Origin of the sequence: Rhodococcus sp. TAF43 (assembly GCF_052113525.1) — a bacterium.
Taxonomy (GTDB): domain Bacteria; phylum Actinomycetota; class Actinomycetes; order Mycobacteriales; family Mycobacteriaceae; genus Prescottella.
Genome location: NZ_JBFRDL010000006.1, coordinates 45916 through 59748 on the forward strand (window position 1 = coordinate 45916; position 13833 = coordinate 59748).

At 70.8% G+C, this 13833-nt stretch carries 10 protein-coding genes; 1 reads left to right on the plus strand and 9 read right to left on the minus strand.

Going from position 1 to position 13833, the window contains the following annotated elements; genetic code table 11:
• Positions 1-56: 56 nt before the first annotated feature.
• From nirB to AB4Z09_RS06055, 5 genes are all read right to left on the minus strand, one after another.
• Positions 57-2582 carry a nitrite reductase large subunit NirB gene (gene nirB / locus AB4Z09_RS06035; protein WP_442239359.1) on the minus strand — a complete coding sequence of 842 codons (2526 nt, stop codon included), beginning with the start codon at positions 2580-2582 and terminating at the stop codon, positions 57-59.
• Positions 2579-4096, minus strand: coding sequence for an FAD-dependent oxidoreductase (locus AB4Z09_RS06040; RefSeq protein WP_442239360.1), 1518 nt, complete (start codon positions 4094-4096; stop codon positions 2579-2581). Before AB4Z09_RS06040 ends, nirB begins: the two co-directional genes overlap by 4 nt.
• Positions 4093-6207 carry a molybdopterin oxidoreductase family protein gene (locus AB4Z09_RS06045; RefSeq protein WP_442239361.1) on the minus strand — a complete coding sequence of 705 codons (2115 nt, stop codon included), beginning with the start codon at positions 6205-6207 and terminating at the stop codon, positions 4093-4095. The genes AB4Z09_RS06040 and AB4Z09_RS06045 overlap by 4 nt, the downstream gene beginning before the upstream one ends.
• Entirely contained in the window at positions 6204-7652 is a 1449-nt protein-coding gene (locus AB4Z09_RS06050) for an MFS transporter (RefSeq protein WP_114721964.1), read from the minus strand. Before AB4Z09_RS06050 ends, AB4Z09_RS06045 begins: the two co-directional genes overlap by 4 nt.
• A 132-nt stretch (positions 7653-7784) precedes the next feature.
• Positions 7785-9044, minus strand: coding sequence for a CynX/NimT family MFS transporter (locus AB4Z09_RS06055; RefSeq protein WP_442239362.1), 1260 nt, complete (start codon positions 9042-9044; stop codon positions 7785-7787).
• Between the two features lie 146 nt (positions 9045-9190).
• Here AB4Z09_RS06055 and AB4Z09_RS06060 point away from each other — a divergent pair, with 146 nt between their 5' ends.
• On the plus strand, positions 9191-9865 hold the full coding sequence (locus tag AB4Z09_RS06060; RefSeq protein WP_442239363.1) for a FadR/GntR family transcriptional regulator: 675 nt from the start codon (positions 9191-9193) through the stop codon (positions 9863-9865).
• Here AB4Z09_RS06060 and AB4Z09_RS06065 read toward each other — a convergent pair.
• The 4 genes from AB4Z09_RS06065 to AB4Z09_RS06080 all read right to left on the minus strand — a co-directional run bounded on the left by AB4Z09_RS06065 (position 9862) and on the right by AB4Z09_RS06080 (position 13821).
• Positions 9862-10716: a TIGR02569 family protein gene (locus tag AB4Z09_RS06065; protein ID WP_442239364.1), complete on the minus strand. Its 855-nt coding sequence runs from the start codon at positions 10714-10716 to the stop codon at positions 9862-9864. The two genes, AB4Z09_RS06060 and AB4Z09_RS06065, sit on opposite strands and share 4 nt — an antisense overlap.
• A gap of 69 nt (positions 10717-10785) precedes the next feature.
• Complete coding sequence (gene moeZ, locus AB4Z09_RS06070; protein WP_114721960.1) at positions 10786-11973, minus strand: adenylyltransferase/sulfurtransferase MoeZ; 1188 nt, start codon at positions 11971-11973, stop codon at positions 10786-10788.
• Positions 11974-12014: 41 nt separating this feature from the next.
• Positions 12015-12785 carry an HAD family hydrolase gene (locus AB4Z09_RS06075; protein WP_442239365.1) on the minus strand — a complete coding sequence of 257 codons (771 nt, stop codon included), beginning with the start codon at positions 12783-12785 and terminating at the stop codon, positions 12015-12017.
• A gap of 28 nt (positions 12786-12813) precedes the next feature.
• A complete protein-coding gene (locus AB4Z09_RS06080; RefSeq protein WP_397484714.1) occupies positions 12814-13821 on the minus strand; it encodes a DUF3152 domain-containing protein in 1008 nt (335 codons plus the stop codon).
• Positions 13822-13833 lie beyond the last annotated feature (12 nt).

Consider the following 13833-nt stretch of genomic DNA (forward strand, 5'->3'; position numbering starts at 1 on the left):
TCCCTGTGCTGTTGCTCATTGAACGGTCGGGTTGTTTCTTCGGGGTTACCCGGCGATTACCGGCGCGAGGAGCTTTCCCGCCTCCCGTCCGGAACGTCCGGAATGCCGATCAGGACCGGGATCCTGCGCGGGCCGGAGTCGTCGAACGCCACGGTCGGATCGGGCACCTCGGGGGCGTTGACGAAGGAGACGAACCGCGACAGCTTCTCGGGATCGTCGAGCACGCCCGCCCACTCGTCGCGGTAGCCGGCGACGTGCCGGGCCATCGCGTCCTCGAGTTCGTCGGCGATGCCGAGGCCGTCGTCGCACACCACCGCGGCCAGGTGTTCGAGGCCGCCCTCGAGCGACTCGATCCACGGCGCGGTCCGCTGCAGCCGGTCGGCGGTGCGGACGTAGAACATGAGGTAACGGTCGATGTACCGGATCAGGGTGGCGTCGTCGAGCCCACCGGCCAACAGCTGCGCCTGCCGCGGGGTCTGCCCGCCGTTGCCGCCGACGTAGAGGTTCCAGCCGCTCTCGGTCGCGATGACGCCGACGTCCTTGCCGCGCGCCTCGGCGCACTCGCGCGCACACCCCGACACCCCGAACTTGATCTTGTGCGGCGCCCGCAGCCCGCGGTAGCGGTTCTCGAGCCGCACCGCCATGCCCACCGAGTCCTGGACGCCGTACCGGCACCACGTGGACCCGACGCAGCTCTTCACRGTGCGCAGCGACTTGCCGTACGCCTGACCGGATTCCATACCGACGTCCACGAGCCGGCGCCAGATCTCCGGTAGCTGCTCCACCCGCGCGCCGAACAGGTCGATGCGCTGACCGCCCGTCACCTTGAGATACAGACCGTAGTCCCGCGCGATCTCACCGATCGTGATGAGCTGTTCCGGCGTGCACTCCCCTCCCGGCATCCGCGGCACCACAGAATAGGTACCGTTGCGCTGGATGTTGGCGAGGAAGTGGTCGTTGGTGTCCTGCAGCGACGCCTGCTCGCCGCCCAGTACGTGCTCCGACGACGTCGACGCCAGGATCGACGCGACGACGGGTTTGCAGATGTCGCAACCCGTTCCGGTGCCGTACTGCCCGATCAGCCCGGAGAACGTGCGGGTACCGGTGGCGCGGACGATCTCGAACAGCTCGGCCCGCGACTGGGTGAAGTGCTCGCACAGCGCCTTCGACAGCTCCACGCCGGACGACGCGAGCAGTGCCTTCACCGTCGGCAGGCACCCGCCGCACGTGGTCCCGGCGCCGGTGCACGACTTCACCGCCGCGACGTCGCACGCCCCGTCGGTGATCGCCGCACAGATCTCCCCCTTGGTCACGGCGTTGCACGAGCACACCTGGGCGTCATCGGGAAGTGTTCCCGCGCCGGGCTTCTCACCGGCCGGCGAGATCAGCGCGGCCGGGTCGCCGGGCAGTTCCCGGCCGACCAGCGGACGCAGCGAGCCGTACGCCGACGCGTCGCCGACCAGGATCCCGCCGAGCAGGGTCCTCGCGTCGTCGGAGACGACGAGCTTGGCGTACGTCCCCTTCGCGGCGTCGCTGAGCACCACCTCGAGGGCGCCCGGTGTGACGGCGTGCACGTCGCCGAAGCTCGCGACGTCCACACCGAGCAGCTTGAGCTTGGTGGACAGGTCTGCGCCGGGGAACACCGCATCGCCGCCGAGCAGGCGGTCGGCCACCACCTCGGCCGTCGTGTAGCCGGGTGCGACCAGGCCGTAGCAGCGTCCCTCCACTGCGGCGCACTCTCCCACCGCGAATACCGCGGGATCGGATGTGACGCAACCGCTGTCGGTGAGGATGCCGCCGCGTTCGGCGATGTCGAGACCGGCGTCGCGGGCCAGCCGATCCTGCGGGCGGACACCCGCCGAGAACACCAGCAGCGCGGCGTCGATCACCGACCCGTCGGACAGCTCCACCCGGACGCCGTCCGATCCGTCGGTGATCGAACCGATTCCCGTTCCGGTGTGCAGTGTGAGCCCGAGGTCGGTCACGAGGCGGGCCAGCACCGCACCACCGCCCTCGTCGACCTGCAACGGCATCAGCCGGGCGTTGTGCTCCACGACGTGCGGCGACATCCCCAACTGGCGCAGCGCGTTCGCGGCCTCGAGCCCGAGCAGGCCGCCGCCGACCACGACGCCGACGGCGCCCGGCCCGGCGGCCTCCGCGCGGGCCCGGATGCCGTCGAGGTCGCCGGGGGTGCGGTAGACGAAGCACAGGTCGTGATCGTGTCCGGACACCGGCGGGACGAACGGGTACGAACCCGTCGCCAGCACCAACGCGTCGTAGGCCAACGTCTCGCCCGTCGACGTCGTCACGGTGCGCGCGTCCCGGTCGATCGCGTCCGCCCGCACCCCCACCCGCAGGTCCACGGCGGGATCGCCGGCGAAGTCGTTGCCCGCCAGGGCGAGTTCCTTCGCATCCCAGGAGCCGACGTACGACGACAGCGCCACCCGGTCGTACGCCGGCAGGGCCTCCTCACACAGCACGGTCACCGACCAGGCGTCGGCCTCGTCGCGCGCCCGCAGCGCCTCCACGAAGCGGTGGCCCACCATGCCGTGTCCGATCACGATCGCGGTCCGTTCGTTCATGCCGCACCTTCCTTCCGGGACGGTGTTTCTCGTTCGTCGTGGGTCTCGTCGTCGTCGTCGTTGTGGGGATCCCCTGCCTGGGGGTCACTGCTCCGCAGCCACTCGCAGATGCCCTCCACCGCGGCACTGCATCCGCCGCACCCCGTCGTCGCGCGGGTCGCGGTCGCCAGCGCGGCCGGCGACCGCGCCCCGGACCGCCACGCGACCGTGAGATTCGATTTGGTCACCGAGTTGCAGCGGCAGATCACCGCGCCGCCCGGCATCCCGGCGGGGCTCACCGATTCGGTGGCCGCGGCGCCGCGGCCGGTCAGCAGCACCATGCGGTCGTGCGGCACCGGCAGTCCGGCGTCGAACAGTTGGGTGACGGTGCCGACCACGTCGGGGCTGCCGAGCAGGACCGCGCCGACGATCCGCTCGTCGCGCACCACGACCTTGGCGTAGCGTCCGCGCGCCGGGTCGGCGACGGTGAGCACCTCGTGGTTCTCGCTGTGCAGGTCGGCACCCACGTCCCCCATCGACGCGAGGTCGATGTCGTGGGCCTTGAGCCGGGTCACCGTCTCGCTGCCCCGGTACTCGGATTCCGGATCGGCGCCGGTGATCCGGTCGGCCACCACCGCGGCCTGCTCCCAGCCGGGCTGCACCAGCCCGTACACCTCGCCGCGATGCTGCGCGCACTCCCCGATCGCCCACACGTGCGGGGCGCTGGTGCGCAGTCCGTCGTCGACGACGACGCCGTGGTCGACGACGACACCGGCATCGCGCGCCAACGCGGTGTCGGGCCGGATCCCCGCCGTGAGCACCATCAGATCGGCCGGCAGTTCGGTGCCGTCGTCGAGGACGAGCAGGCGTTCAGTGCCGGTGCCGCGCAGCGTCTTCGCGCGCCGGTTCAGCAGCAGCCGCATGCCCAGGCCGGTCAGCACACGGGTCAGGACCGTGCCGCCACCCGCATCCATCTGCCGTTCCATCGGCACCGCCTTGGGGTGCACGACGGTGACGTCGGCGCCGCGCAGCAGCAGCCCCCGGGCCGCCTCGAGACCCAGCAGGCCGCCGCCGAGCACCACCGCCCGGCACCCCGGCGCCGCTGCGTCGGCGATCCGGTCGCAGTCCTCGACGGTTCGGAACGCGACCACCCCGGCGGCGGCGACGTCCAGCCCCTCGACCGGCGGCACGAACGATGTGCTGCCCGTCGCGAGGACCACCTCGTCGTAGCCGAGCACTGTGCCGTCGCCGCCGCGCACCACCCGCGACCCGGTGTCGATCGCCTCCACCCGCACCCCGATTCGCACGTCGACGTGGTTGCGCGCCCACCAGTCGTCCGGCCGCAGCCGGGTGTCGCGCGCGGTGATGCTGCCCGCCAACACGTTCGACAGCAGGATCCGGTTGTACGCGGCGCGCGGCTCCGCGCCGAACACCACGACCTCGAGACGCGCGGGGTCGCGTTCGTGGCGGCGCAACTCCTCGGCCAGGCGCGCACCCGCCATGCCGTTGCCGACGATCACCACGCGCCGGGTCACGCCCGAACCCCCGCCCCTGCCTCGAGGCGGACCGCGCACACCTTGAACTCCGGCATCCGGCTCGTCGGGTCGAGGGCCGGATTCGTCAGCAGGTTTGCCCGCGCGTCGCCCGCGAAGTGGAACGGCAGGAAGACGGTGTCCAGCCGCATCGACTCGTCGCACCGGACCGACGCCGCCACCCGACCGCGCCGGGCCACCACCGTCGCAGCGTCGCCGTCGCGCAGTCCGACGCGGGCCGCGGTGTCGGGATGGACCTGGACGAACATCGGTCCCGCGGCCGCCGCGAGTTCGGCCACCCGCCGGGTCTGCGCGCCCGACTGGTAGTGCGCCAGAACCCGTCCCGTCGTCGCGAGCAGCGGAAACTCGGTATCCGTCGGCTCGGCGGGACCGCGATGCTCGACGGCGGTGAACCGCGCGCGCCCGTCGTCGGTCGCGAACCGGTCCAGGAACAGCCGCGGCGTCCCCGGATGCGCGACGTCGGGGCACGGCCAGTGCAGCGCCTCGCCCGCATCCAGCCGCGCGTACGTGACACCCGCGTAGTCGGCGACACCGCCCGCCGACGCGCGGCGCAGTTCGTCGAACACCACCTCCGGCGAGGTCGGGAACCGGGACGCGGGTTGCCCGAGCCGAACGGCCAACTCCCGCCACACCTCGAGCTCACCGCGCGCCCCGTCCGGCGGGGTCGTTGCGCGACGACGGCGCAGCACCCGGCCCTCGAAGCTGGTCATGGTGCCCTCCTCCTCGGCCCACTGCAGGACCGGCAGCACCACGTCGGCCATCGCGGCGGTCTCCGACAGCAGGAAGTCGCACACCACCAGCAGGTCCAGCGAGCGCAGGCGGTCGACGACATGGCCGGCCCGCGGCGCCGACACCGCGAGGTTGGCGCCGTGCACCATCAGGGCGCGGGGACCGTCGGGGCGGCCGAGGGCGTCGAGCAGCTCGTACGCGCTGCGCCCCGGTCCGGGTAGGTCCGCCGGGTCGATTCCCCACACCCGCGCAACATGTTCGCGGGCAACGGGATCGGTGATCTTGCGGTACCCGGGCAGCTGGTCGGCCTTCTGCCCGTGTTCGCGGCCGCCCTGCCCGTTGCCCTGCCCGGTGACGGCGCCGTAGCCGCTGCCGCGGCGTCCCGGCAGGCCCAGCGTGAGTGCGAGCGCGATCCACGCCGAGACGGTGTCGGTGCCGGTCGCGTGCTGCTCGGCGCCGCGGGCGGTGAGGACGTAGGCGCCGGTGTCGTTGCGGCGGGAGCGCGACAGGATCTCCACCGCCCGGCGCAGCGACGCGACGGGCACGCCGGTGACGCGTTCGGTGCGCTCGGGCCACCACTGTGCCGCCGCGAGCCATGAGTCGCCGAACCCGTCGGTTCGCGCCTCGACGTACTCCCGGTCGAGGTGGCCTTCCGTGACCGCGAGGTGCAGCATGCCCAGGGCCAGCGGCAGATCCGTGCCGGGCGCGAGTTGCAGGTGCAGTCCCCCGCCGGCCAGCGCGCGTTCCACCGTGGCGGTGCGGCGGGGGTCGGCGACGATCAGCCCGCCGGAGTCGGCGGCGGCCGTGAGGTGCCCGACCAGGGGCGGCATCGTCTCGGCGACGTTGCCGCCGGCGAGCAGGATCGCCTTCGCCGACGTCAGATCCGAGACCGGGAACGGCAGTCCGCGGTCGAGCCCGAACGCGCGGATCCCCGCCGCGGCCGCCGACGACATGCAGAACCGGCCGTTGTAGTCGATGTTCGACGTGCCGAGCGCGACGCGCGCGAACTTGCCGAGCATGTACGCCTTCTCGTTGGTGAGCCCGCCACCGCCGAAGATCCCGACCGCGTCCCGTCCGCCCGCGTCCTGTGCGGAACGGAAGCCGTCCACGACCCGGTCCAGCGCCTCCGGCCACGTCGCCCGTCGCAGCGTGCCCGCGTCGCGCACCAGCGGAGTCGTCAACCGGTCGGGGTGGCGCAGCAGTTCGGCGCTGGTCCACCCCTTCTGGCACAGCCCGCCCCGGTTGGTCGGGAACTGGCGTCCGGCGACCGTCACGCTCCCGGCCTCGCGCGTGAGCGTCATCGCGCACTGCAGACCGCAGTACGGGCAGTGCGTCGCCGTCGCGGCGGCGAGGGTGGCCGTCATGACGACACCGCAATCGGCTGTCCGGCAGTCGCTTCCGAAACCGACGGGCGGCGCAGGAACACGAACCACGTGACGATCGCGCACACCACGTAGAAGCCGAGGAACACCCAGAAGGCCATCGTCGCCGACTTCGCGGGACTGCTGTACGACGCCCGCAGCACCAGGTTGATGCCGACGCCGCCGAGACCACCGACGGCACCCGCGAACCCGATCAGGGCGCCGGACATGTTGCGCGACCATGCTGCCCGGGCCGGTTGGTCCAGCCCGGCGAGTTCGCGGGAGCGCGCCTCGAAGATCGACGGGATCATCTTGTACACCGAGCCGTTGCCGAGGCCCGAGAGCACGAACAGCACCACGAACCCGATCACCAGCGCCGTCATCGCGCCGGCGCCCGCGGCACCGGGCGTGCTGTCGTCGACGGTCCCGGCCGCGACCAGCACCGCCGTCGCGAACACCATGGTCACGAACGTGTACAGCGTGATCCTGCCCCCGCCGATGCGGTCGGCCAGCCTGCCGCCGATCGGGCGGGCGATCGACCCGAGCAGCGGCCCGAGGAACGCGATCTGCGCGGCGTGCAGCGCGGCCTGCGCGGGACTGGCGCCACCGGCGAGGAAGTTGATCTGCAGCACCTGACCGAACGCGAAGCTGAAACCGATGAACGATCCGAAGGTGCCGATGTAGAGGAAGCTGACGATCCACGACTCGCGGATCCGCAGTGCCTGCGCCATCGAGCGCAGGTCCGCTTTCTGGTTGCCGAGGTTGTCCATGAACAGGGCGGCGCCGACCGCGGCCACCGCGATCAGCACGAGGTACACCGCGCACACGAGATACGGGGCGGTATTTCCGGCGGTCGCGATCACCAGCAGACCCACCAACTGGATCACCGGTACACCGATGTTGCCGCCACCCGCGTTCAGTCCCAGCGCCCAGCCCTTGAGCCGCTGCGGGTAGAAGGCGTTGATGTTCGCCATCGACGACGCGAAGTTGCCGCCGCCGACGCCCGCGGTGGCGGCCACCAGCAGGAACGTCGTGTACGACGTGCCGGGATGCATCACGAACCACAGCGTCAGCACGGTCGGGATCAGCAGCACCAGCGCGCTGAACACCGTCCAGTTACGGCCGCCGAACCGGGCGGTGGCGACGGTGTACGGAATCCGCAACACCGAGCCGACGAGGGTCGGGACCGCGACCAGGAAGAACTTGCCGGCCGCGTCGATGCCGAACACGTCGGTGGGCATGAACAGCACCATCACCGACCAGATCGACCAGACGGAGAAGCCGACGTGCTCGGCGACCACCGACCACACGAGATTGCGGCGGGCGATGTCCTTGCCGCCGGCCTCCCACGCGTCGACGTCCTCGGCGTCCCAGCGCGCGATGTAGTGCCCCTGCACCACCGGCGCGTGCGCATCCGGTGCTGTGGACCGATCGGAGAGTGTGGTCACCTGGGCCTCCTACCTGTGTGGGAAACCCCAAGGTAGGAGGCCGATGTTGCCGCGGTGATGCCCCCGATGACCCGTCCGTCAACTCTCGCTCACCCGCGCAGATCCGGGCAGTGAGGTCTACGGACCTGCAGGTCAGGCGGTCTTGCCGCCCCAGCTGTCCTCGAGCATGCGCGGCTTGCACGCCGCCCACGCGGAGATCAGGACGACGACGACGGCGACGCCGAGCAGCGCGAACGGTGCACCCCACCCGCCGGTGGACTCGTGCAGCACGCCGAACAGCAGCGGCCCGATGCACGCGACGGTGTAGCCGATGCCCTGCGTGAAGCCGGACAGCGCGGCCGACCCGGTGTGGGTGCGGGTGCGCAGGTTGATCAGCGTCAGCGACATCGGGAACGTGCTGGGCCCGAGCCCGATGATGATCACCCACAGGATCGGCACCGACATCGGCGCCAGGAACAGCCCGGTGAAGCCGATCGCGTAGCAGACCGCGCAGCCCACGACGATCGGGAACGGGTTCCGCATCCGCGCGCACACGGTGGGCGCGCCGAACGCCGCGATCAGACCCATCAGCGAGAACAGTGCGACCATGCTGCCGCCGAACGACTCGCTCGCTCCCGCCTCGGTGAGGATCTCGGGGATCCACGTGAACATCGAGTACGTGATGAGCGAGGTCATGCCGAACATGCCGGCCATGCCCCAGCCCACCGGCGAGCGCCACGGCCGGCCGGGCGCATGCTCCGCCGACAGCGTCGCGGCGGTGGTCGCGGCGGCTGTGTCTGCAGAGGTCTTCTTGCGGCCGCGGGCGAGGATCATCAGCCACGGCGCGGCGGCCGCGAACCCGAGCAGCGACCACACACCGAGCGAGATGCGCCAGTCGAACGCGTCCGCGAGCGGCACCGCGACCGTCGCCGGCAGGATCGTGCCGATCTGCACGCCCGTGATGTAGATCGAGCTCATGAGCGCCAGACGATCGCTGAAGTACCGCTTGACCAGCGGCGGGATCACGACGTTGCCGATGCCCATGCCGCCGAGCGCGAGCGCCGACAGCGCGAGCAGCGACCACGTGTCGCCGACCATCGCGCGGGTGAGCATGCCGACGCCGGCCATCATCATCGCCAGCAGCGCTGTCCATTCGAGCCCGAGTCGGCGCGCGATTGCCGGGGTGAGCAGACCGAACACGGCGAACATCGCCGTGGGCACCATGCCGAATACGCCGACGACGGTGGACGAGAAACCGAGGTCGTCACTGATCTGCGACGCGAGCGGCGTGAACGACGTGACCGCCAGACGCAGCGTCAGCGCCGACATCGCGATGGCCGCGAAAACCAGTACCCGGCCCGCGAGCAGGGGCTGCGGTCCTCGTATGGGTGTGGACGTCGCGGACGCGGTCATCTACTGCCTCGTTCCCGTGGGAGATGGTGAATGGGGAGTGCCCGGACCGAACGGCCTTTGCACTCGACCCGAGAAATCATAGGATGACCGGACGAAAGTGTGCAAAGCATAATTCGTGAGACGACCGCCTACCCCGCAGGAGCGCCGTGCAACCCGTCCGCCGCAGCACCCTGATCGCCCAGGTGACCGAACAGCTCCGTGACGAGATCCGGTCCGGTAACTGGCCGGTCGGGACGCGCATCCCCACCGAGCCCGAGCTGTCCGAGCTGACCGGGACCGGTCGCAACACGGTGCGCGAGGCCGTTCAGGCCCTCGTCCATTCGGGACTGCTCGAACGGCGCCAGGGTTCGGGGACCTTCGTGCTCGCCGACTCCGAGGTCAGCGGCACCCTCGGCAAGTACTTCGCCGGAGCCCACGAACGCGACGTCCTCGAGCTCCGCCAGTCGCTCGACGTGACCGCGGCCGGCCTGGCCGCGCAACGCCGCGACGACTCCGACATCGAGACCCTGCGCGGCCTGCTCGACGACCGGATCACGGCGTGGGAGTCGGCCGACCTGCACACCGCGATTGCCGCCGACATCGCGCTGCACCGGGGCATCGTCGCGGCCAGCCACAACCGCGTCTACCTCGAGTTCTACGACTCACTGTTGCCCGCGATCGAGGCGACGGTCCTCAAGCACGTGTCCGCCACCGGGGCCGCCTTCCACGACGAGCACAGTTCGCTGGTCGAGGCCGTGATCGCCGGCGACGCCGACCGCGCCGTCGGGGCCGCCCGCTGCTTCTTCGACGAACTGCTCGCCGGGTACGCGAACGAACGCTAGAGGATCAGGCGCACCAGTTCGGCGGTACGCATCAGGCCGGGCAGCGCATCGGGCGTGGACCGCGGGTGCAACGTGTGCACCGACAGCCGGAACAGCAACGCCCGCAGCAGCATCTGCGGCCACTCCGGCAGGTCTTCCCAGCGTCCGATCAGGCCCTCGTCGGCGCCGCCCCACGACAGCGCGTCGACGACGGCCACCCCGGCCGCCCACGGCGCGGGACGCCAGTACGGCGTGATATCGGTGACGCCCGGCGCGGCGCTGCCCGCGAACAGGACGGTGCCGAACAGGTCTCCGTGCACCAGCTGATCCGGGGACCGCACCGGCTTGCGCAGCGAAGCGAGCTGCCCGATCAACTCCACGCTGCGCTGACCGTCGGGCGACAGGTCCTCGAGCGCACCCGCCGCCCTGGCCGACCGCAGCGGCACCGTCTCCCACGCGGCCCGGTCGGCGGCGACGAAGACGTCGACATCGGCCCACGGCGCGACGGGCGGCTGCGCGAGGAATCGGGGGCGCTCCAACTGCGCCGTCGCCGCGTGCAGGCGCAGCGACAGCGAGACCACCTCGTCGTGGCGCGGCTCGGGGGTCCCGACGATGAAGGTGTCCGCCCGCCAACCGGATACGACGTAACGGCCATCCGTGGCGCGCACCGGCCGGGCGAGCCGGACCGCGTCCACGGCCAGGGTTTCGCGTACCTTCGCGGACCATGCCGCGCGGGCGTGATCGGCGACCGGGGTGAGCACGACGTCGCCCAACCGCCAGCCGCCCTCCCAATCCGCGCCCAGGGCCACCGGTTCGACCTCGCGGAGACCGAAGGTCGAACAGACGTGCTGGGGAGGTTGCGCAGAGCTCACGGCCCTGAGGCTACCGCCGGATACCGGTCGGATCGGTGAGGCGCTCCGGTACGGACTCGACAACCCGACTCAGTAGACGGGAAGCGACGGATCGACCTGCTGCGCCCACGCGATGACGCCGCCCTGCAGATGCACCGCGTCGGCGAAACCCGCCTTGCGGATCGCGGCGAGGGCCTCGGCCGATCGGATACCGGTCTTGCAGTGCAGCACGATGCGCTTGTCCTGCGGCAGATCCGCGAGGGCCTCGCCGGACAAGATGCGCCCCTTGGGGATCAGCGTCGCACCGGGCAGGTGCACGATGTCCCACTCCACCGGTTCCCGCACGTCGACGATCGCGATGTCGGCACCCGAGTCGATCAGCTCCCGCAGTTCGATCGGCGTGATCGTGGACTCCCGATCGGCGTCGGTGACGGCCTCCACACCGCAGAACGCGTCATAGTCGATCAGTTCGGTGACCGGCACCCGGTCGGGGTCGCGGCTCAGCTTCACGGTGCGGTAATTCATCGCCAGCGCGTCGTAGATCATCAACCGACCCAGCAGCGAATCGCCGATGCCGGTGATCAGCTTGATCGCCTCGGTCGCCATGATCGATCCGATCGACGCGCACAGCACACCGAGCACGCCGCCCTCCGCGCACGACGGCACCGTCCCCGGCGGCGGCGCCTCCGGGTAGAGGTCGCGCAGCGTGATGCCGGTGACGCCGTAGCCGTCGGGCGCGGCGTCCCAGAACAGCGACACCTGCCCCTCGAAGCGGTAGATCGAGCCCCACACGTACGGTCGGCCGGCCAGGACGGCAGCATCGTTGACGAGGTAGCGGGTGGCGAAGTTGTCGGCGCCGTCGAGGATCAGGTCGTACTCGCCGAACAACTCGACCGCGTTGGACGCCTCGAGCCGGAACTCGTGCAGGCGCACGTCGACGTGCGGATTGATCTCCCGGATCTTCTCCCGCGCGCTCTGCGCCTTGGACCGTCCGATGTCGGCGGTGCCGTGGATGACCTGGCGCTGCAGATTGGACTCGTCGACGACGTCGAAGTCGACGATGCCGATCGTGCCGACACCGGCCGCGGCGAGGTACATCAGTGTGGGCGAGCCCAACCCGCCGGCGCCGATCACGAGTACGCGGGCGTTCTTGAGCCGCTTCTGCCCGCTAGTCCCCACGTTCGGGATGATCAGGTGTCGGCTGTACCGCGCGACCTCGTCGCGGCTCAACTCCCCTGCGGGTTCGACCAGTGGGGGAAGCTGACTACTCGCGGGCACCGCACACTCCTGACATCGACCGTTCAACGCTCGCATCCAGCCTAGGCCGTCGGGAACCGCACCTCGAGGTCGATCGGATCCGCGACCACGACGTCGGCTCCCGCCTCGCGCAGCGCGGCGGCGTGATGCGTCCGGTCGACGCCGACGACCACCCCGAACGACCCGCGGCGGCCCGCCTCGACGCCCGAGAGAGCATCCTCGAGCACGACGCACTGCGACGGCGCCAGACCCAGCCGCCTCGCGCCCTCGAGATACGTCGCGGGGTCGGGCTTGCCGGCCAGGGACAGCCGGTCGACGTCGATGCCGTCGACGCGGGCGTCGAAGCTGTCGGCCAGTCCCGCCGCCGTCAGCACCCGATTCGCGTTGCGGCTCGCCGTCACCAGCGCAACGGGGACGTGCGCGGCGCGCAACCGTTCGATCAGTGTCACGGTCCCCGGGAAGGCATCCACGCCGTTCTCGTCGAGTTCGTGCAGGAACAGCGCATCCTTGCGGGCCGCGAGCCCGCACACGGTGTGTGCCTCCGGTGGATCCGACGGGTCGCCGTGCGGGATGTCGATCGACCGCGACGCGAGGAACGACGCGACCCCGTCGACCCGCGGCCGGCCGTCGACGTAGTTGACGTAGTCGTCCGCGGTGAAGTGCGCCTCGCCCTTGCCGCGTTCGTCGAGGAACTCGTCGAACAGCCGGGTCCAGGCCCGGGCGTGGACCCGCGCGGTGTCGGTGACGACGCCGTCCATGTCGAACAGGAACCCGGAGCAGGCGGTGTCACCGATGTGGACGACGGGCGGGCTCGAGGACGATGCGACAGACACAGCCGGCCCCTCCTTCTCGGATCCTTGCTCAGACTCGCGGGTACGGCCAGGGATTGAACCGGCACACCTTGCCGTCCATCGGGACGACGCCCTCGGGATCGAGCGCGGCGATGTCGTTGTTCGCGGTGCCGAACGTCTGCTGCATCATCACCGGCGCCAATCCGCCGTCGGTCTCGCACGGCTGATGCTCCCGGTACCCGATCGCGTGCCCCACCTCGTGGTTGATCTGGTATTGCCGGTACGAGCCGATGTCGCCCTGGAATCCGATCGCGCCGCGCACCCAGCGCGGCTCGTTGAGAACGACCCGTTCGATGCCCGGGTTGTAGCAGGACACCTCGAGTTGGATGTCGTATCCGCACGCCTCACGGATCGACATCTGCGATGTCAGCGAGATGCGGAAGTCGACGTCTCCCTGATCGACCCTGCGGAACGCGAAACGGGGGTCCTTGGTCCAGCTCTTGGGGTTACCGAGGGTCTGGTCCACCATCCGGCCGAACGACTCGTCGCCGCCGAATCCGGCGGTGTCGATCCCGTCCTCCACCTCCACGGTGTACGTGAAGACCCGCTCGGCGCCCTGACCGACCTGTCCGGTGGTCCCGGGCACCACGTGCCACGTGCCGGCGGCCGTTGCGGTGAACGGACCACCGTCGGGCAGCGCACCGGCGGGCACGGTGTCGGCGAAGTTGCCGTCGGCGAGCGGCGGGACACCGATGATGTCCGTGCCGTCCTCGTGGCTGAGCTCACCGAATCCGGGGTCGGTCGACGCGCTCGAACCCGAGTCTCCGAAGCCGCGGACCGCGTCCACGACGACCAGCACGGTCACGATCAGCAACACCGGGATTGCGTATGCCCGCCACCCGTACATCGACACGAACTTGCCGAGTCGGCTCTGCTTCCTCGCTGCACGATCCGGGCGTGGCACGCGGGGGCGCCCGATGTTCCGGCGTGTCGGATCCCACAGAGCCCGAAGCGGCTCGTGCGGATCGGGCACCCGACCGGGATCGAATCCGTTGTTCCTGCTGTCGCCGTTCCTGATGTCGCCGGACGT